The sequence below is a fragment of the Rhodococcus sp. (in: high G+C Gram-positive bacteria) genome (genome assembly GCF_049591685.1).
Classification (GTDB): domain Bacteria; phylum Actinomycetota; class Actinomycetes; order Mycobacteriales; family Mycobacteriaceae; genus Rhodococcoides.
Genome location: NZ_JBAWFH010000153.1, coordinates 1 through 20302, shown reverse-complemented (window position 1 = coordinate 20302; position 20302 = coordinate 1). Strand labels below are relative to the sequence as shown.

Annotated in this window: 18 protein-coding genes and 1 pseudogene; 11 read left to right on the top strand and 8 right to left on the bottom strand. The window is 64.6% G+C overall.

Annotated elements, in window-relative coordinates; all coding sequences use genetic code 11:
- Window positions 1–2229, top strand: a 2229-nt coding sequence (locus WBQ44_RS06560; protein ID WP_495565915.1) for an MMPL family transporter, incomplete at its 5' end; no start/stop codon positions are given.
- Window positions 2230–2453: 224 nt separating this feature from the next.
- Window positions 2454–4574 (top strand): MMPL family transporter, encoded by a 2121-nt coding sequence (locus tag WBQ44_RS06555; RefSeq protein ID WP_495565914.1) that lies wholly within the window; start codon window positions 2454–2456, stop codon window positions 4572–4574.
- Here WBQ44_RS06555 and WBQ44_RS06550 read toward each other — a convergent pair.
- The 8 genes from WBQ44_RS06550 to WBQ44_RS06515 form a co-directional block, all read right to left on the bottom strand.
- On the bottom strand, window positions 4567–6447 hold the full coding sequence (locus tag WBQ44_RS06550; RefSeq protein ID WP_495565913.1) for a DUF2339 domain-containing protein: 1881 nt from the start codon (window positions 6445–6447) through the stop codon (window positions 4567–4569). The two genes, WBQ44_RS06555 and WBQ44_RS06550, sit on opposite strands and share 8 nt — an antisense overlap.
- 106 nt (window positions 6448–6553) lie before the next feature.
- Window positions 6554–7198, bottom strand: a complete 645-nt coding sequence (locus WBQ44_RS06545) for a DUF1707 SHOCT-like domain-containing protein (protein ID WP_495565912.1) — start codon at window positions 7196–7198, stop codon at window positions 6554–6556.
- An 18-nt stretch (window positions 7199–7216) separates the two neighbouring features.
- Window positions 7217–8335: a glycosyltransferase gene (locus tag WBQ44_RS06540; RefSeq protein ID WP_495565911.1), complete on the bottom strand. Its 1119-nt coding sequence runs from the start codon at window positions 8333–8335 to the stop codon at window positions 7217–7219.
- A gap of 74 nt (window positions 8336–8409) precedes the next feature.
- Window positions 8410–8637 (bottom strand): autophagy-related protein 2, encoded by a 228-nt coding sequence (locus WBQ44_RS06535; protein WP_495565910.1) that lies wholly within the window; start codon window positions 8635–8637, stop codon window positions 8410–8412.
- Between the two features lie 27 nt (window positions 8638–8664).
- Window positions 8665–9318 carry a response regulator gene (locus WBQ44_RS06530; RefSeq protein WP_495565909.1) on the bottom strand — a complete coding sequence of 218 codons (654 nt, stop codon included), beginning with the start codon at window positions 9316–9318 and terminating at the stop codon, window positions 8665–8667.
- On the bottom strand, window positions 9315–10460 hold the full coding sequence (gene macS, locus WBQ44_RS06525; protein WP_495565908.1) for a MacS family sensor histidine kinase: 1146 nt from the start codon (window positions 10458–10460) through the stop codon (window positions 9315–9317). Before macS ends, WBQ44_RS06530 begins: the two co-directional genes overlap by 4 nt.
- Window positions 10453–11514, bottom strand: a complete 1062-nt coding sequence (locus WBQ44_RS06520; protein WP_495565917.1) for an AI-2E family transporter — start codon at window positions 11512–11514, stop codon at window positions 10453–10455. The genes macS and WBQ44_RS06520 overlap by 8 nt, the downstream gene beginning before the upstream one ends.
- Window positions 11515–11646: 132 nt before the next feature.
- Window positions 11647–12018: a VOC family protein gene (locus tag WBQ44_RS06515; protein ID WP_495565907.1), complete on the bottom strand. Its 372-nt coding sequence runs from the start codon at window positions 12016–12018 to the stop codon at window positions 11647–11649.
- A gap of 6 nt (window positions 12019–12024) precedes the next feature.
- Here WBQ44_RS06515 and WBQ44_RS06510 point away from each other — a divergent pair, with 6 nt between their 5' ends.
- The 9 genes and pseudogenes from WBQ44_RS06510 to WBQ44_RS06470 form a co-directional block, all read left to right on the top strand.
- Window positions 12025–12738 carry a helix-turn-helix domain-containing protein gene (locus WBQ44_RS06510; RefSeq protein WP_495565906.1) on the top strand — a complete coding sequence of 238 codons (714 nt, stop codon included), beginning with the start codon at window positions 12025–12027 and terminating at the stop codon, window positions 12736–12738.
- Window positions 12739–13277: 539 nt separating this feature from the next.
- Entirely contained in the window at window positions 13278–13700 is a 423-nt protein-coding gene (locus WBQ44_RS06505) for a DUF3995 domain-containing protein (RefSeq protein ID WP_495565905.1), read from the top strand.
- On the top strand, window positions 13697–15019 hold the full coding sequence (locus WBQ44_RS06500) for an ABC1 kinase family protein (protein WP_495565904.1): 1323 nt from the start codon (window positions 13697–13699) through the stop codon (window positions 15017–15019). The genes WBQ44_RS06505 and WBQ44_RS06500 overlap by 4 nt, the downstream gene beginning before the upstream one ends.
- A gap of 201 nt (window positions 15020–15220) precedes the next feature.
- Window positions 15221–16015, top strand: coding sequence for a helix-turn-helix transcriptional regulator (locus WBQ44_RS06495; protein ID WP_495565903.1), 795 nt, complete (start codon window positions 15221–15223; stop codon window positions 16013–16015).
- 155 nt (window positions 16016–16170) lie between these two features.
- Window positions 16171–17625: an adenylate/guanylate cyclase domain-containing protein gene (locus WBQ44_RS06490; protein WP_495565916.1), complete on the top strand. Its 1455-nt coding sequence runs from the start codon at window positions 16171–16173 to the stop codon at window positions 17623–17625.
- A gap of 71 nt (window positions 17626–17696) precedes the next feature.
- A complete protein-coding gene (locus WBQ44_RS06485) occupies window positions 17697–18848 on the top strand; it encodes a lysylphosphatidylglycerol synthase transmembrane domain-containing protein (protein WP_495565902.1) in 1152 nt (383 codons plus the stop codon).
- Between the two features lie 115 nt (window positions 18849–18963).
- Window positions 18964–19515, top strand: a complete 552-nt coding sequence (locus tag WBQ44_RS06480) for a YceI family protein (protein WP_495565901.1) — start codon at window positions 18964–18966, stop codon at window positions 19513–19515.
- A 65-nt stretch (window positions 19516–19580) separates the two neighbouring features.
- Window positions 19581–19967: a DUF3054 domain-containing protein gene (locus WBQ44_RS06475; RefSeq protein ID WP_495565900.1), complete on the top strand. Its 387-nt coding sequence runs from the start codon at window positions 19581–19583 to the stop codon at window positions 19965–19967.
- Between the two features lie 45 nt (window positions 19968–20012).
- Window positions 20013–20302, top strand: a pseudogene (locus tag WBQ44_RS06470) (MFS transporter); the annotation flags it as partial.

The following is a 20302-nucleotide window of genomic DNA, read 5'->3' as shown; positions in this document are numbered from 1 at the left end:
CCTCCCGACAACATCACCCGCGAAGCACAGGGCGAGTTCGACGAACTGTTCCCGGGTCTGCGGACGGAACCGCTCAAGCTCGTCGTCTCCAATGCTCAGGGTTCGTCGCTGGCGCAGATCACGAGCCAGGCCAACGAAGCACCGGGCCTCATCGAGAAGTTCGCTCCCGAAGGCGCGAGCAAAGACGGCGTGATCGTCTTCAAGGCCGGTCTCGTCGATCGCAACGACTCGAAGCCTGCCATCGAGCACCTGCGCAGTATCGACGTTCCCGAGGGCTCGACGGTGATGGTGACCGGCACGCCGGCCATCGAGCAGGACAGCATCGCCGCGCTGATCGACAACCTGCCGCTGATGGCGGTGCTCGTCATGTTCGTTGTGACGTTGCTGATGTTCTTGACGTTCGGATCGTTGGTGTTGCCGATCAAGGCCGTCCTGATGACGACGCTCGGGTTGGGCGCCACGATGGGCATCCTGACGTGGATTTTCATCGAGGGCAACGGCGCGAGCTTCATGAACTTCACCCCGGGGCCGATCATGGCACCCGTTTTGGTGCTGATCATCTCGATTGTGTTCGGTCTGTCGACGGACTACGAGGTGTTCCTTCTGTCTCGAATGGTCGAGGCGAGGGAGCGAGGCGCGAGCACGAGCGAAGCCATCCGCGTCGGAACCTCGCATACCGGACGCATCATCACTGCCGCTGCGTTGATCCTCATTGTCGTGACCGGTGCGTTCGCATTCTCCGACCTGGTGATGATGAAGTACATCGCTTACGGAATGATCGCCGCTCTCGTCATCGACGCGACGCTCATCCGTATGTTCCTCGTGCCCGCGGTGATGAAGTTGCTCGGCGACGACTGCTGGTGGGCACCGCAGTGGATGAAGCGTGTGCAGCAGAAGATCGGACTCGGCGAAACCGTACTGGACGACGAGCTACTGCCCGCCGACGTTCCCGAGCTCGCAATGGCAGGAACCGCACCTGCACCCGTCCCCGCGGTGACACCTGTACGACCCGGCCCGGTGCGCAACGAGCCGTTGACCGAGCCGATTCCCATCGTCGCACCCACCGGTGTCGGACCGATCCGCGCGACACACGCCGCCAAGGAGAACGAACGTCGGTCGGTCACCGGCAAGCCGGCACAGGCGCCGGAGGAGTCCGCTCTGGGAGAACGCCCCACCCCTGCGGCCCGCCCCGAACCGGTCGTCGCTCCCACTCCCCTGCGGCCGCGCCCGACGGCTCCGCGCGAACCTGCACGGTCCAGGGAACACCGAGAGTCGACGCCGGATCCTCGGTCCATCGAAAGCTGGCTCGCCGACCTGCGAGCACCGACACCCACCTCGCGCACGGAGCGAACGAGCTCGGAGCTGTCTTCCGAACAGCCCGAAACGCAGCGCTGGCAAGCCGACGCCAACAGCGACCCGACCGCTACATCGGAAGGCACTACACCGGAACCGCGTGACGACGCCTACTCGGCCGGCTCCTCCGCGCGCAACGGTTACAGCAATGGTCAGCGCAATGTCTACGGCAACGGTGACCGCAACGGCAGCGACCGCAACGGTTCGGGCCGAACCAACTACGGCGCAGGCAACGGCGCCCCGGTGAACGGCTCGAACGGCAGTAGCTCGAACGGCAGTAACGTGAACGGCAGTAACTCGAACGGCACAGGCGCCACCAGCAACGGCGCTGCCCGTCAGCCCTACGGCACTGCCAGCGGGCAGGCACCTCGCGCGACGACGAGCGGTGCGACCGAAGGTCGTGCGGGAGACAGCCCTCGCACCGGCGGCGTTCGCGGATACGCACAGAGCGCGCCCAGCGACCGGGACACCGGCGCAGGCAACAACGGCACCGGCAACAACGGCACCGGTACCAGCGCGGGGAACAACGGCACCGGTACCAGCGCGGGGAACAACGGGACCGGCACCGGCGCGGGAAACAACGGGACGGGTGGGAACGGCCGATCGCGCGATGCGTCGAGTACCCCCCGCGCTCGGTACGACATTTCCACTCGGAACGCGCCTCGCGCATCGGAGCCCGAATCGTCGGAGTCGCGCGATCAGCGGCCGACACCGCCGGAGAGCGAGCCACCGAAGTCGCGTTCGTCCCGCCGAGCGGCAGAAGCTGCTCCTGCGGACGGATCCGATCCCGGCACCGACAGTGGTCGGCACCGCGGCGGCGACGGACGCCGCGCGTTGAGCGTCAGCGAGTTGCTGGCGCGCGAACGTCGCGAATAGAGCTCCAAGCAGAACACTTCGTCAACAACGAAGGGCCACTCCATGCATCACGGAGTGGCCCTTCGTTGTGTCGCCACACCCTGCGACGGTGAGCCTTGGGTCTTGTCACAACGCACACCCGGAACGCCCCGCCGGCGCCGACCGTTGGCGGAAAGGACTGTGGCATTGTTCGGGGGCGCGGTCCGCCAAGAAACCGTGATCAACGATGTCGAGGAGCAGCCGCTGTGTTCGCCACCTGGGGGAGCTTGGTTCATCGTTGGCGCTACACGGTTCTGGGGGTAATGGTCGCCGGGCTGCTGGCGATGGCAGCCTACGGCGTCGGTTTCGAGAACCACCTGAGCCAGGGCGGCTTCGACGACCCCGGTTCGGAATCCGTTGCGGCAGCCGAACTTGCGGACCTCACATTCGGCCGCGACACTCAGGGCGACGTCATCGTCCTGTACACGGCACCCGAAAGTGAAACCGTCGATGACCCGGCTTTCGTTGCAACAGTGACTGATTCGCTGAATTCTTTGGTTGCCGAACACCCTGACCGAATCGCGAAGATCAACGGCAGTTACTTCGAGGTGAACGGCGCAGTGCGGGCCGCGGCACTCGCAACGGCCGACAAGCGTCATGCCATCGCGAGCGTCGCCATCGTCGGTGACGACGACACTGCACTCACCGAAAACTTCCAGGACGTGAAGGACGAGTTCTACATCGACGGCGTCGACGTTCAAGTGGCCGGTTTGCAGGCTGTCGCAGGCGCATTGGCGTCGACGATGTCCGACGACATTCATCGCATGGAAGTTCTGGCCATTCCGGCGGTGGCGGTTCTGCTCTTCTTCGTCTTCGGCGGCGTGGTGGCCGCTGCACTCCCCCTCGTCGTCGGCGGTCTGACCGTTGTGGGCGCCAACGGGGTGGTTCGATTGTTCACGGAGTTCACCGAGGTCAACACGTTCGTCGCTCCGGTGGTATCCATGGTGGGCCTCGGATTGGCAATCGACTACGGATTGTTCGTCGTGTCCCGCTTCCGCGAGGAGCTCGGTGATGGCCGCGAGGTGGGCGACGCCGTACGCCGAACCGTCACGACGGCGGGGCGAACCGTCACGTTCTCGGCCACTTTGATCGTTGCCAGTCTCGGTGGTCTACTGCTGTTTCCGCACGGCTTCCTGCGTTCCGTCGCCTACGGATCCATCGCGACCGTGATACTCGCCGCGTTGACCGCCATCACCGTGCTTCCTGCCGTGCTCGCGATTCTCGGTCCGCGGGTCGACGCGCTTGGATTGAAGGCGATGCGCAAGACGCGTTCGTCGGAGGAGATCGAGAACGGCATGTGGGGCAGGCTGACCGTGTGGGTCATGCGTCGGCCGGTCAAGGTGTCCGTAGCCATCGTGCTCGGGCTGCTGGTTCTGACACTGCCGGTGGGCAAGATCGAGTTCGGCGGCATCAACGAGACGTACTTACCACCGGACAATCCGACGCGGGTGGCACAGACCCAGTTCGACGAGCTGTTTCCGGGTCAACGCACCGAGCCCCTGAAGCTGGTGATCGAGGGTGCGCAGGGACCGTCACTCGGCCTTATCACCTCGCAGGCCAATCAGGCGCCGGGGCTCGTCGAAAAGTTCACCCCGGCGGGTGCCGCCAAGGACGGACTGATCGTCTTCCACGCCGGCTTGCAGGACCGCACTGCGTCGTCCGAGGCGATCGAACATTTGCGCGCGATAAAGGTTCCGGAGGGCGCGACGGTATACGTCACCGGCACGCCCGCAATCGAATACGACTCCATTGCAGCATTGGAAGAACGGCTGCCGCTCACGGTGATCCTTGTCGTCTTCGTCGTGACGCTGCTGATGGTTTTGGCGTTCGGTTCGCTGGTGTTGCCGCTCAAGGCGGTGCTGATGACCGCCCTCGGCCTGGGCGCGACGATGGGAATACTGACGTGGATCTTCATCGACGGTCACGGCGCGCACCTGATGAACTTCACTCCGGGCCCCATCATGGCGATGATTCTGCTGTTGATCGGTGCGATCGTGTTCGGGTTGTCCACGGACTACGAGGTCTTCCTTCTCTCCCGCATGATCGAAGCGAGAGAGAACGGCGCGAGCACAACCGACGCGATCAGGATCGGTACGGCTCATTCCGGTCGGATCATCACTGCGGCGGCACTGATCCTCATCGTCGTCACCGGTTCGTTCGCGTTCTCGGATCTGGTGATGATGAAGTACATCGCGTACGGCATGATCGCGGCGCTCGTCATCGACGCCACTGTCATCCGCTTGTTCCTGGTGCCGTCGGTGATGAAGCTCCTCGGCGACAGCTGCTGGTGGGCGCCGCAGTGGATGAAGCGCCCAACTCCTAGGTGAGCGAGGCACTCTCACGGCCGGCGAACACGCGGGCGTAGCGAGTACCCGCGAACAGCAGCAGCAGCCCGACGACGATGAACGCACCGACGCGGAACAGTCCGTCGAGCGCATCGAGGTCGAAGAGGAACAACTTGGCCACCGATGCCGCGGTAAGCGACAGACCGCCCAACAGCGCTGCGTGAGCGTACTTTTCGCTGCGTAGTCCAAGTGCGAGCAGAGCCAGAGCTGCGGCCATCCACTCGATGGTTGCGACGCAGTGCCCGGCCACGAACCCGGTGCGGCCTCCGATGGCAGCGACCCCGAGTGCGACGGTTGCCGCGGTGGCGGCATAGAGAGCGACCACTCCGGCGACGACCCAGGCTGCCTGCAGGTTCTTGCCGACGACCTCGAGCCGTGCCGCGACCGGAACGAAGGCGACGGCAAGGCCCGCAAGCACGATTCCGGCAAGGACGACACCGAAGTCGCCCGTGCTGTAACGGTATTCTGCGATCTGCCCCGGCAGCGACACGAGCAGAAAGCCCAACGAGCCGAGGGCGCCGAAGCCGGCGGCCGCGTACCAGGTCGGCGTCGACGATGCTCGGTGCGCGACGGCGAGCAGCACTGCGGCGACGAGCAGGAGTGCCAGCGGACGCGATTCGATGGACGTCGGAGCGAGCACGGCATGCAGGAGAGCCAACGAAGCAATGAGGGTGAGAACGGCTTTGGCGTGCAGAGGAAGGCGTCGAGAAGTTGCGATTGCCGTCGCGCACACCAACGCCAGGGCGCCTTCGATCGCGGTGGTCGTCCACGCAGAGAGCAGGGTTCCGACGGCCAGAAGGGGGACGGCCGAAGCTCCCATCATCGCCGTGGCTGTGGTGTCGGAGACTTTGCGGCGCAACAGTTCGAGCGCACTTCCGATACCGAAGGCGGCGATGACGGTTGCAATTGCGGTCAGAGCGATTACTTCGGAGGCGGGTGTGGTCGAGGCGTGTGCTGCCGCGATGCCGATCAGCGTGGCAATCACCACGGGGAGGGTGCGGGCTGCACCCAGCAGAGGCCAGTCCCTCTTCAGCTGTGCGGCGAAACCAGCGATGAAGGTGGCGGTGAAGAAAGCGATGAGCGACAACGAGATTCCGCCGGTGACGACCGGTGCGCAGAGCGCGACGCCGACGAGAATCAGCGCTGCCATGGGCTGCGATCGCCATGACACTGCCAGCGCGACGCCGGCCGCGGTGATTCCGAAGGCGACGACGAGGCCGATGGCGGGCTCGAGCCAGCCGTAGACGACGGTTACCGCGACGACGTCGAGGTAGAGTCCGGCGATTCCCGTGGCTGCGAGGGCGATGCCGCCCACGCGCCCACCGGGGGTGGCGAAGATGCGCGAACCCGCCCACAGCAGTGCGACCGAAAGAACGGTGCCGCCTGCTACCCGCAGTTGTGGTCCGAGCCAGCCTGCCTGGGCAGCAAGGACGAGCAGCATCACGACGCCTACCAGGGTGACGCCCGCGCCCGCGACGGCGAGGATGCGGCTGATCACGCCGTCGCGCTGCCACCAGGGCTGCGTGGGTGCGACGGGCTCACGCGTCGGCTTGGCTCCCTGCGCATACAGCTGCGCGGCCGTTCGTGGTGGGACACCTCGCTGGGGTCCAGAAGCCTGCCAAGGCGCCATCGGCTGGAGCAAGGGCCGGGGCTGCGGCTGAGGCCGGGGCTGCGGCTGAGGCCGGGGCTGTTGAGGCTGCGACTGCGGCTGGGACAGCGGCTGCGCCTGCAGTTGCGCCTGCAGTGTCGCCAGGTCGCCGGATACGTGACGGAGGTGTTCGCTCAGGAAGGCGAGTCGGCCGGACAACGCGGCCACCAATTGCGGATCGACGCCGGAACTTCGTGGAAAGGTCATGGGGACGATCCTGCGCCGAGCTGCGCCGATGCACCTGAGTACTTCTACTCGAGCGACGTGGGTGTTTTTCCTTCGCGATCGGTGCTGGGAACGACGTCTGAAAGGGTCAGTGCCCGAACATTCGTCGCAGCGAGGTGCCCATCGGATGTTTGGCGGTGATGGACCCGAAGCGGATCTTGCCTCGGACGACGACGTGCAGAGGGCCGATGGGCGGGCCCGTGCGGACCTTGTTGTTCGCACTGCCGCCGACGGTGTCGACGCGGTTGAGGTCGACGGTCGCTTCGGGTGGTACGACGATGGAGATGGTGCTGCAGTAGTCGTTGACGGTGATCTCGACGACCTGGGTAGACATGATGGCTTGGGTGAAGTCGAGGGTGACCGTCGACATCTTGCTTTCGATCGACAGGTTGGGCGGGACGTGCCAGGGGCCTTTGCGAGAAACCGTGGACATCGTGCCGCGGACAACGTCGCCCGGCGCCGCCGAGTAGGTCGGACCGTGAGTGGGGGTGTACGTCGCCGCGGGTGTGGGCGCAGAGCCCTGTAGTTGTGGACGGTGGTGCTCGGCAATCTGCATGCCGGGGAGGTCGGCGAGGACCGAGTTGAGCTCGCCTCGGGTCTTGGCTGCGAGTGCGGTGTCCATGCGTTCGGTGAATTCACCGAGCGAGAGCATCCCCGCCCCGACGGCACGCTGCAACAGCTGCCCCACGTGTTCCTTCTCGGCGTCGGACACTCTCAAATCCCGCTCCTCCATAACTACAGAGGATAGGGGTCATTCGGGCGGGCGGCCACGTTCCAGTACGGACAGCATGCCGTCGACGGACGCGGGCCAGCCGAATTCCTCGGCTCGTCGCCGCGCTGCGCCTCGCCGGCTCGTCGACGGGAGCCCCAGGACGCGGGTGAGTTCGGAGGCGAAACCGTCGATCGTGTCGTCCGCGTGGCCGCCGCAGGATCGCGTCACGATGTCCGCCAGAGCCGACGATTGCGACACGACGACGGGTGTTCCGGTGGCCAGTGATTCGAGCGCAGCAAGGCCGAAGGTTTCGTGGGGACCCGGGGCCAGCGCTACATCGGCCGAGGCCAGGATGGACGCGAGCTCCTCCCTGCCGTCGACGAAACCGATGAACTCGACGGGCAATCCTCTGGCTCGACGCTCGAGCCCCGGCCTGCGTGGTCCGTCTCCGGCGACGACGAGCCGCACACTGCGTCCTGACTCATGCAGGGCTGCAACCGAATCGATGCTGCGCTCGACGCGTTTCTCGACCGAGAGCCTGCCGCAGTGAACTAGCAGGGCGTCGGCGTCGCGGCGGAGCGCGGTAGCGACCGTCGGGGAGTGCCGTGCTGGATTGAACAGGTCGAGGTCGACGCCGAGGGGAACTTCGCTGACGTTGGCAGCACCGATGCGCTCGAATTCGCGTCGCGCGAATTGCGTCGTGCACACGACGGCGTCGTACGACCCCGCTGTTCGACGATTTGCGACGTCGGCGAGAGCCCGGGCTGCGCGCTTCGGGAGTATCTGGGCGAGTAGTCGGTCGAGTCGTTCGTGGGAGATCATGACGCTTCCGACGCCGCGCCGGGAAGCCCACGATCCCATGCCCCGAAGCGTCAGCCGGTCGGACACCTCGAGCACGTCGGGTCGCAATCCCGCGGTGACGTCTGCGATGGAACGCGGCTCGGCAGCGCGGTAGCCACCGGTGAAGGGGACTCCGAGCGCGGGGACGGTGATACGCAGAACTCCCGTCGGGAGGACTTCTTCCGAGGCGGACGGCCCCGGCACCACCAAGACGACTTCGTGGCCGCGTGCGGTGTACCCCGCTCCCAGCTGGTCCACCGCTGTGCGTAACCCGCCCGATCGTGGACCGTAGAAGTTCGCGAGTTGCACGATGCGCATTCGAACCAGTGTGGCGATTCGGCATGACCGAGCGGCCACCAACAGGCGAACTCTGTCGGCGGCCACGATGACGACTATTCGCCGCGGGTGGTCGTCTTCGGATCGGTGGAGTCCGCGGGGGTCACGTCCTCGGGATCGGGCGTCGGGAACGTCGGCTTGTCCCCCGAGCCGTCCATGTGGTGGTCGAACTGGCGGACGGCTTCGCCGCGCTCGTCCTGGTTCTGCTCGGTGTCGGCATCCTGGCCACGCGAGCGCTGCGTCGGATCAACGGTGGTGTCGACGGGCTTGTCGGTGTCGGTCATGGCTGACGGGTGCCCGAAAGGGCCGTCTCACAAACCCTGCTCGATGGCGTAGCGCGCCAGTTCGACGCGGTTGGCGAGGTGGAGCTTGCGGAGCGTGGCCTGCACATGGTTTTCGACCGTCCGGTGGCTCAGACTCAGTTTGGTGGCAATTTGTTTGGCGCTGAGCCCCTTTGCAACGAAACGAAGGACCTCCGTCTCGCGGTCGGTGAGCGTCGGACGGGCGGTCGACGCTTCTGCTGCCGGGGCGGTCGAGATGCGTCGGTACTCTCCGAGCACGAGGCCCGCCAACCCCGGCGTGAAGACGGCCTGTCCGGCGGCCGTGGCCCGGACTGCGTCGAACAGTTCTTCCGCGGAGGCGCTCTTGACCAGGTAACCGGTGGCGCCGGCTTTGATGGCGTCGAGAACGTCCTCCCGCTCGGCCGACGCGGACAGCACGAGGATGCGGCTGTTCGGGGAGTTCGCGAGCACTTCACCCGTCGCATCCGCCCCGTTGCCGTCGGGGAGCTGCATGTCCATCAGTACGACGTCGGGGCACGTTGCTTTCGCGCGTCGACCGGCAGCGGCGACGCCGTCGGCGGTGGCCACGACGTCGAACCCGGCTGCGGCCAGGTCCCGGGCGACGCCGTCGCGCCACATCGGGTGATCGTCGACGACCATGATCGTGACGCGCTCGTCGGTCATGTCGCCTCTTTCGGTGCTCGGATTTCCCATTCTGTTCCTTCGCCGTCCGCGGTGTCGAGGACGACGGATCCGCCGAGCATTTTTACTCGGCCGAGGATCGACTTCGACACCCCCATGCGGCCTTCCGATTCCGCCTCGGCGAGTCGTCCCGCCGGAATGCCGCGTCCGTCGTCGCGGATGCTCAACACGATGTCCGTTCCCAGGTCTTCGAGCAGCACGTAGGCGCGGGCCCCCGGACCCGCGTGCAACGCCACGTTGGACAGTGCGGTGGCGACGACGGCGGACAGTTCGCTTGCGAGAAAGTCGCCTACCAGAACGGGTTCGGCGGGAGCGGAGACGGACACCGTCGTACTCGCCTGACGCCGCAGCGCGGTGCGGAGATCGACGGAAGCAGGGCCGGAACTGCATGCAGGGTCGTTCGGTTCGGCGTGCTCGGAGATCAACGTGCGCAGGGCGACTTCCTGCTCTGCCGCGAGCTCGGCTAGTTCGGCTGCGGCACCGCCTATTTCGCTGCCGCGCCTGCGCACCAGTGCCAGCACCTGCAGAACACCGTCGTGCACCTGGCGGGCGAGGCGCTCGCGTTCGGAGGTGATGGCGGCGAGACGCGTCGCACGTTCGAGTTCCGCGTGCGCGCGGGTAGCTGTGTTGCTCGCGAGGCCGAGAGCGAGGCCCACCGACACCAGAACGGGCGCAGTCGCATCGGTCCACAACGACGTGTCGACCTGATCGCGCACTACAGCGCTCGCCGCCGACAGCACGATGCCGGAGGCGATTCCGCCTTTGGGTCCGTACAAAATTGCTGCCGAGATGACGGCGTTCGTCGCCCACAGGGTGGTCGGGAGGGTTTGATGGGTGGTGTACCAGTCGTAGTCGGCGACGAGCCGGGTCGATGCCATGAGCCCCACGACCACCACCTGGTCCGCAAGAACCACCGTCCACCGCGGCGTCCGAGGCCGAGGGGGACGGGACAGCAGGGTGGCGGACAAACCCGTCCACACTGCCATTATCGCAACGAGAATCCAGCTGAGGCGCGGATTGCTGTAGTCGTCCATCGACGCGATCTGATAGCTCACCGCGTAGACGAGCGTCAGCAGCCGAAAGGCCTGTGAGGCCCGCCAGAGTGGGGTAACGGCGTCAGTCATCCGGACCTGGTTTGTTCAGGGCCTCGGGCTCTCGAAGTGTGCCCGGCTCGAGTGCGCGGTTGTCCGGGTGCGGATTTCCGGGTGCGGCAGGGAATCTGGACGCTTCCGGATCGTGTTCTTCGAGTTCCTCGAACACCTCGTCGGGGTCGTCCGCCAACAGACATCGGATCGCGGTGTTGAGAACGGCCACGATCGGAACGGCCAGTAGTCCTCCTACGATTCCTGCGAGTAGAACGCCGACGGTGATGGCCAGCACCACGGCGAGCGGATGCAGTCGAACCGCTCGGCCGAGCAGGAGTGGTTGCAGCACATGCGCTTCGAGCTGCATGACGGCGACGACGATGCCGAGCGCGATGAGCGCCGTCAACAATCCCTTCGTCACGAGCGCGATGAACACTGCGACGAATCCGGTGAGGAAGGCTCCGATGATGGGTACGAACGCGCCGATGAACACCAGCGACGCGAGCGGTAGTGCCAGCGGAACACCGAGGACGGCGAGACCGGCACCGATTCCGATGGCGTCTGCGGCCGCGACGGCGACCGTTGCGCGCACGTATCCGACGAGTGATCCGAAACCCTGGCTGCCCGCCACCCGAATGCGACGCCGGGCCGTGGTCAGCGCACCGCTGGTCATTGCAACCTGGTTGTCCTGACTTACCGTGACGAGCGATTCGCTGGCCTGACGAATTTGGTCCTGGCTGATGTGGAATGGCCCGTCGGCCAGCCACTGCTCGATGTCGTTGATGGACGCGGTGAACTGGTCTCCGAGTTGCGGGAGCCCTTCGATGAACTGTTCGACGACGAAGGTCACAATGCCCGCGACGACGCCGATGCTGGTGATGATCACGATGACGACGGCGGCTGCGCGGGGCACTCCTCGTCGTTGCATCCAGTCGACGAGCGGTACGAGCATCGCCGACGCCAGCAGTGCGAGGCCGAGGGGGATGACGACGGTGTCGAGCCGCGCGACGACGTAGCAGAAGGTGAGGAACCCGGCGAACAGGACAAGGAGCCACCAGGTCCATTCGGCGCCGATGCGGACGAGTGGGTGCACAGAATCTGCAGGAGTGGAGCCTGCGGAATGACCAGAAGACGCAGGAGTGGAGCCGGTTGACGCTTCTGCCTGCGGCTCGCGTTCGGTCACCCGCTGATTTTACCTGCGCTGGCGTGTATCGAGCGGTCTAGCTCACTCGGCGTCGGCGTCTCGCTGTATTGCTCCGATTCCGTTACCGGCCGGGTCGGCGAAGAAGACCAGATGTCCGACGCCGGCGATGGTGAACCGTTCCATCAGAACGGTGCCGCCCGAGTCGAGGACCGCCGCCACCGTTGCGTCGAGATCGTCCACGGCGAAGGTGCATTCGAGTCCAACGGTTTCCTTGCCTTCGATCAGGGTGCGCCGCTGCTGCAGCGCTCCGTCCACTTCCGATCCGGTGTCGATTCGGAAGAACCCCGGCGGGCCCCATGGCGTGAACGTCCAGCCGAGTACTTTCTCGTAGAAAGTCTTGCTCGCGTACACGTCGTCGGCATTGATCGCGAAGTGTGTCAGGTTCGATGGCATGTATCGATGTTTGCACCGCGGATGCTGGTCGCGCGACGTAATCTCGGCCAGGAAATGTCGAAAACACGACACCCAGACGAGCCGGCGGTCCGCGGATACGCGGTCACACATCCGGCTGGCGACGCGACGCTTCTCGCTTCCTCGGGTTGGGACCGTCTCGTCTACACCGCCTCGGGTGCGCTGTCCGTGCGGACCGACCGACAGGCATGGACTGTTCCGCCGCATCGAGCGCTGTGGATGCCGGATGGGCTCGCTACGGTAGTGCGCAACCGCTACCCCGTCGCTGTGCGGGTTCTGTATTTCGCGGCGGATCTTCACGCGGCGCCGTCCGAGCCGACGACTGTCGTCGTGTCGGGATTTCCCAGGCATCTGTTGTCCCACGTCGTTCGCGTCTGTCCGCTGGACGTTACGGACCCAGGTCGACAAGCGCTGCTCACCGTTCTCCTCGAGCAGCTGCGCGGGCTACCGAATCTGCCTTTGGCTCTCCCGCTTCCGCGCGGACTCGAATCCCGCCGGGCGGGCGAACTCATTCTGGCCGGTGCCGATCCGCCGACAGCCGCACGAGGGGTCGGTGTCGGCCTTCGCACACTCGAACGCCGATTCGTAACCGAGACCGGATTGTCGCTGGGCGCCTGGCGTCGACGGGCACGCATCCTTGGCTCGGTGGAATCGTTGGCCGCAGGCGCATCGGTCACGGACGCCGGCGCACGCGCGGGTTAATCGACGCCGTCAGCCTTCGTCACGGCGTTCAAACAGGAGTTGGGGCAACCGCCCCGGGCGTTCAGCCGGACACCTGCTGGCAGTCGGTTAAGAGTTTTCGAGCGGGAGTGAGCCTGCGGAATGACCCGAGGGCACGAGCCATCATGACTCGTCCCCGGCGAACTTGTCGTCGTAGAGAAGGCGGTCACATACGGCGAGTGGTGCTACCGGGGTATGGACGATCGAGCGGAGCCTTCGGCATACGCCTATCCGATCGGTCTGCTGTTGGAGTCGTTCAATCAAGCGTGTGCGATGCTCGCTTCGCACACCGGCCCGGACGTACTGATCCTCGGCGGCTACACCGATGTGAAATTCGGGGCGGACATTTACCCAGGCGATGTTCTTCGGCACAATGCACGTGTGCTCCGTACTATCGACGGGATTCGTTTGTTTCAGGGTCGAACATTTGTTGGGGCAAACTGTGTGCTCGATGTAGGCCATTCTGTGCTTGCACGTCGAACGGCCTCGGAACTGGACCCACTGAACGAAAGGACTACTTGATGTTTGCACTATTAATCGGGGTGCTCGCCGCCGCAGTGTTAATTGCAATCGGCGTTCTCCATATCGTGTGGCTTCGAACGTCATGGCCTTGGAATTCACCCGCGGAATTGAATTCCGCCGTTTTCGGCAGTTCCGAAGCAACACCACCGCCTGCGATTCTGTACTGGGCGACGGGCGCCGCACTCGTTGCGGCAGGCGTCCTCGTCCTCATGCAGGCGGGCGCTGTCCCGGCGCTGACGCCGGAATGGCTACGTGGAATCGCGATGTGGGCCTTGGCGGGGGTTCTGCTCTTGCGGGGCGTCGGCGGTTATTTCATGAACAGCAACGCGTCCGCTGAATTCGTCCGGCTCAACTCCTACGTCTATTCACCGCTGTGTATCGCCCTCGCGGCCTTGGTCGTCATCGTGCAACTGGTCCGATGACCGACCTGCCGATCGGCCGACACGCTCGAAACCGAAAACTCGCAGGGCTGCCGATCGGTATGGCCGGGCGCGCCGCCGTCGGACTGGCACGCAAACTCGCCGGCGCTGAGTCCGGCCGTGTCGACGCCGAGTTCGAGCAGAAGACCGCCGCTCACATCTTCAGGGTTCTCGGCGAGTTGAAAGGCGGAGCAATGAAATTGGGGCAAATTCTCAGTGTCATGGAAGCCGCTGTTCCCGCCGAGCACGCCGGCCCGTACCGCGATGCGCTGACCCGACTGCAATCGAGTGCTGCTCCGATGCCGACCGAGTCCATGTATCGCGTTGTCGACCACGAGCTGGGTACCCGTTGGCGGGAGCGCTTCATCTCGTTCGAGGAAGAACCGGTTGCGGCGGCGAGCATCGGTCAAGTACACCGGGCCATATGGTCCGATGGCCGCGCCGTAGCGGTCAAGGTGCAGTACCCAGGCGCGGACCAGGCTCTACGCGCCGATATCAAGCCGTTGTCCACTCTCGCGAAATGGCTCGCCAAAGTGATGCCCACCGCAGACGTCACCGCCATCGTGTCCGAGATCGAGGAGAGCATCGAAGCCGAGCTGGACTATCGAGCGGAGGCTGACAACCAGCGGGTACTCGCCACGGCCTTCGCCGGCCATCGGGGCATACTCGTCCCCCCGGTCGTGGCCAGTTCGCCGAGAGTTCTCGTGACGGAATGGATCAACGGCATTGCCCTGTCGGACGTGATCCGTGATGGCACTGCTGAACAGCGTAATTCGGCGGGGACGCTGCTGACGGAGTTTCTTCTCGCCGCACCGGCACTTGCAGGCTTACTGCACAGCGATCCGCATCCGGGGAACTACAAAATACTCGACGATGGACGTCTCGGCGTTCTCGATTTCGGGGCTTGCGGTTCGTTCCCGGGTGGTCTTCCTGAATCGTGGGGTTCGATGCTGAGCCTTGCCCGCGACGAGCGGTACGAGGACCTGGTCGACGCGCTCGAGACCAACGACTTCGTGCTACCGAACCGCGACGTCACCGCCGACGAGATTGCCGATTACCTTCGACCGATCAGCGACCCACTGCAACAGGACACGTTTCATTTCACCCGTGAATGGCTGAGAAATGCCGCGGCTACGGCCAGTGGCATGGCGGACCGTTCGAGTCGCGACACTGCTCGATCCCTCGATCTACCGCCCGGGCACGCGATGATCGTGCGAGTCATGCTCGGTTCTATCGGCGTGCTTTCCCAGCTCGATGCAGAAGTTTCTTTTTCGAAAATTGCCACAGAATGGCTTCCAGGATTCAGTGCTTCAGCTAATTGATTTCACCACTATCCGCCTGCTCAGGACCAGTATCCCGCGCGTTGCGGAATGCACTGCGTCCGATTAGGCTCCGTTTCGCACCTTCCATTCGGAGGTATCCCGCGGCTTGACAATCGGCCCGGACGTAGCATGGGAAAAGCGGCAATTCTGGTGCGGTTTCCGCAATGGATTGCCGTTTCAACTACGATTGGGGATTTTCGCGTGAGCGCTCAATCCAGGACCGCGGGGAGTTCTGGGCGATCCGGCGAGAATCGGGACTCGGTGTCCGAACTTCGACGTGCACGTGCCCTTATCGACTCCGCAATCGAGCATCGAACCGAGGATGCGATTCACACCGCGAACGAATGGCCGGTTGCGAGTGTGCGGCTGACCGAGTTCATTGATTCCGCACGATCGAACGTCGTCTGTTGCATCTCCACGCCTGCCTTCGCGGTGACGTTGAACATGACCCTGGCAAATCCGGACCTGCTCCGCAGGAACCTTCCGGTGAAGATTCTGTGCGATCGCGCCGTCGCCCACAGCGACAGCGTGCTCGGCATAGCCACGACGGGGAATCCTGCCGTTCGCGTGTCCATGTTCACCTGCACTTCGCACGACTGGGTCATATGTGACGGACGCATCGCCCTCATCAGCATGCCCGAACCGGGTCCGATGACGCTGGTTGTCAACAGCCCTGGGGTGGTCCACCTGATGAACAATTGGTTCGAACAGGGTTGGCGAGTGGCGTATTCGCACGCCGCGGAGAGCAGTCTTGCGCACCGGCGCCAGTGCGCCCTCACACAGCAGGTTCTCGGGTTGCTGGCGCAGGGCGTCAAGGACGAAGTCGCGGCGCGAACGTTGGAGGTATCCGTCCGCACCTATCGTCGGCATGTCGCAAACCTCTTGCGCGACCTCAACGTGGATTCGCGCTTCCAGGTAGGAATGCGCGCGGTGCAGCTCGGTCTGATGCACACCGGGGAGCCGCTCGCAGCGTTGCCGGCGATCACCGAAGGATAGGCGGCTCGGCGCCTCCTGCTAGGTCGCGCCTCCGCCGCTCGGGTTGCCAAACCGCTTCTGCCTGCGGCTCGCGTTCGGTCACCCGCTAAATTTAACCCGTGCTGGCATCTTATCGAGCGGTCTCGCTCACTCTGAAGAGTCGCTGGCCTTTGTACATGTTGTCGATGTTGCTGTCGAATTTGTTCGGCGCGGTGTTGGTGTTCGCGTTCGTTCGGTACGGGTTGCCGATCACGGAGTCGCAGTCGATCGTGGCCGATCGGGTGCGCAATGTTTATATCTTCGGCGCGTATCTGACGTTCGCCGGGATCATCAGTTTGTACTACGCGGCGCGGATGTTGCGTTCGGTGGTGCGTTGGCAGTTGCGTGGTGGTCCGCCGACGCGCAAGGAGCAGATGACGACGTTGCACGCGCCGCTGCGTCAGGCAATCGTTCATCTGGTGTTGTGGGTGATCGGCGGGGTTATCTTCGTGGTGCTCACGGTGGCGGAGATGCCGTCGTTGTCGGTCGCGGTGATCGTCACGGTCATCATGGCGGCGACGGTGACGTTCGGTTTCACCTACATGTTGGGTGAGCGCATTCTTCGGCCGGTTGCGGCGATGGCGCTCAGCGAGGGCAGGTTCGACCGGACGATGGCTCCCGGTGTGGGCACGCGTATGGCCATGACGTGGGGCCTCGGGACATTGATGCCTGTCATCGGCATCATCCTGCTGTGTGCGACGCAGCTGACGACCGACTTGGTGTTTTCACCGGATTCGCTGGCCGTGGCGATCATTCTGCTCAGCGTGCTGGCCATCGGGCAGGCGTTCGTGCTGTCGATGCTCACGGCGAGTCAGATTTCGGATCCGATCAGGCAGCTTCGTCGCGCCATCGAGCGGGTGCAGCGCGGTGACAACGACGTCGAGGTCGACGTGTTCGACGGCAGTGAGATCGGCCGATTGCAGGTGGGCTTCAACCGGATGATGGAGGAGTCGGCCGAGCGGCGCGTGTTGCGTGAGCTGTTCGGGCAGCACGTGGGCGAGGACGTCGCGCGTCGCGCATTGCAGTTCGGTACCGAGTTGGGTGGTGAGACGCGCTTCGTGGCGGTGTTGTTCGTGGACATGGTGGGCTCGACGGCCACCGCGTCGGAGCGCCCGCCGGGGGAGGTGGTGGTGCTGCTCAACGAGTTCTTCCGCGTCGTCGTCGATGTCATCGACAAGCATCACGGGTTCGTCAACAAGTTCATGGGCGACGCCGCGCTCGCCATTTTCGGTGCGCCGCTGGACCGTCCCGATGCGCCGACGGCGGCATTGGCTGCGGCCCGTGACCTGCGATTCGCGTTGAACGACATCACAGGTCTCGACATCGGCATCGGTGTGTCGGCGGGCCTTGCGGTGGCCGGGAACATCGGCGCCAAGGAGCGTTTCGAGTACACGGTCATCGGTGATCCGGTGAACGAGGCGTCGAGGTTGACCGAGTTGGCGAAGCTGCGGCCGGGCCGGGTTCTGGCGTCGACGTCGGCGCTGTACTTCGCGAGCGACGACGAGCAGGAGCATTGGGAGTTGGGTGACCAGGTGCAATTGCGGGGTCGACGCCGGCTCACGCATCTCGCCTGGCCGGTGGAGCATCCCTGACTGGCGGCTGACCGAGGGCCATCCGGATCGAGCCTGCAGGTGGACCGGGCGGTGGAGGTTACCCTGTCAAGGTGGCCGAACCCAGACCAGAGCCTGTGGCCGCCGCTCCCCGCAGGAGAAATCGACTGCGCTGGTTGAAGTGGCTGGCCGGCATAGCTCTGTTGGCTCTGCTCGTCGGCGAGGGCGTGTACCTGTGGCCGCGGTTGCACGAGTCGTGGCAGGCCCTGACGGAAATCCACTGGGGTTGGCTGGCGGCCACCGTCGCGACGCAGGCCGTGTCGTTGAGTGCGTTCGGGCGGGTGCAGAAGCAACTACTGCAAGCCGGTGGCGTGCGGGTTCGGCAGTCGAAATCACTGTCGGTCATCTACGGCAGTACCGCGATGGCGTTGACGCTTCCCGCCGGTCAGGTGTTCTCCACCGCCTTCACCTACCGCGAGACTCGGCGTTGGGGTGCCAGCCCGGTGGTGGCGTCGTGGCAGCTCGCGATCTCGGGCGTCATCGCCGCGGCAGGTCTGGCGGCGCTGGGCGTCGGCGGCGCACTACTCGTCGGTGGATCGGTCAACACGTTCACGTTGATCCTGCCGATTGCGGGCGTGGTCGCGATCATTGTGGCCGTGCGCTACGTGTCCGCACACCCTCAGTCGATTCGAAGTGCTGCTCGGTGGGTTCTGCACAAGGTCAACGACTTTCGCAATCAACCGGCCGATGCGGGCCAGGAGCGCATCGACGAGGTCATCGAGCAGGTTCAGTCGGTCCATCTCGGTAAGCGAGATGCAGCGCTGACGTTGTCGTGGTCGTCGGTGCATCGGCTGGCCGACGTGGCCTGCCTCGGGTTCGCCTGTTTCGCCGTGGGCGCTGATCCGAGGTTGTCCGGGCTTCTCTTCGCGTTTGCCGCAGCGAAAGCCGTCGGGTCGGTGCCGCTGGCGCCGGGCGGGTTGGTGGTCGTCGACGCCACCCTGATTGCGTTGCTCACCAGCGCAGCATCCATCTCCGCCTCTCAGGCAGTTGCCGCGGCGTTCGTCTATCGCGCAGTCAGCTTCATCCTCGTTGCCATCGTCGGCTGGATCGTCTTCCTCGTTCTTTTCCGTACCCACCAGCACGAGCACCTCGCTTACGACATCGCCGTCGAACAGGCCGAAACCAAAGAACTGCACCGCGAAACACGCGCGGCAAGCGAAATTCCGCAGCCGAAGCTCGACAAACCGGACATCGAACCTGCCTGAAGCGCGTCGTCCACTTCTGTGTTTTGCGTCACGTTCATGCCCTCTGGAATACATCCGGACTCCGGTCCGTTTAGAGTCTTCAGAGAGCTTGAAACTTCAACAACGAGGAGACGCCATGACTACCGCCATTGCATTGCCCGAACTGTCCGCAGGCACCTGGACCATCGACCCGACCCATTCGACGGTCGGCTTCTCGGTTCGCCACCTCATGGTCAGCAAGGTTCGCGGCCGCTTCCAGAGCTTCACCGGCACCATCACCGTTGCCGAAGACGGCACGCCGACGGTCGACGCCCAGATCGACGTCGCCTCCATCACCACCGACAACGCTCAGCGCGACGGACACCTCAAGACCGCCGACTTCTTCGAGGTCGAGAAGTTCCCCACCGCTACCTTCACCTCCACCTCGGTTCGTCCCGACGGCAGTGACTTCGTCCTGACGGGTGACTTCACCCTGCACGGCGTCACGAAGTCCATCGAGATGAAGCTCGAGTTCAACGGCGTCAACCCCGGTATGGGCGCAGGCCCGGTCGCAGGCTTCGAGGCCACCACCACGATCAACCGTCGCGACTTCGGCATCAGCATCGACATGCCTCTCGAAGGCGGCGGCGCTGTGGTCGGCGACAAGATCGCCCTGACCCTCGAGATCGAAGCCGGCCAGGCTTCCTGAATTTCTTCTGACGACGGGCCCGCGGACTTTTTTCAGTCCGCGGGCCCGTTCTCTATGGTGGACCGGTGAGCAAGCGCAGCCCCGTCATCGCCGCCGTCATCGATCTCGTTCTGGTGATCGTCTTCTGTGCGATCGGTCGTCGCAGTCACGACGAGGCCAACGCACTGACAGGACTGGCCACCACGGCATGGCCGTTCGTCGTGGGGGCTGTCGCCGGTTGGGTCGCCACGTGGGCGCTGTACCGCGACAAGTTCGACGCCTTCCTGCTGGTCCCCACGGGCATCATCGTGTGGGTGACGACGGTTGCCGTCGGAATGCTCCTTCGTGCGGTGAGCGGTCAGGGCACGGCTCTGTCGTTCGTCATCGTCGCGTCGACGGTGCTCGCGGTCTTTGTTCTCGGGTGGCGGGCGCTCGCGCGATGGAGTGGGCGAAAAATTTCACCCGAGAAGTAGCCGTTTGTTTTCCACATCGGGTTCCCGATCTGGAACAGTTCACCTATGGCCGATGTCGAGAACAAGCAGGACACCGCTTTCTTCGGGCAGCCCTTCGCGCTGGCGAATCTGTTCGGCGTGGAGATGTGGGAGCGCTTCTCGTTCTACGGGATGCTCACCATCCTCGGGTACTACCTCTACTACTCGGCCACCGACGGCGGGCTGGGGCTTCCCCAGAGCACGGCCACGGGTCTCGTCGGCGCGTACGGCGGTCTGGTCTACCTCTCGACGGTGCTCGGCGGCGGGATCGCCGACCGCCTGCTGGGCATGGAGCGCACCGTGTTCTACGGCGGCGT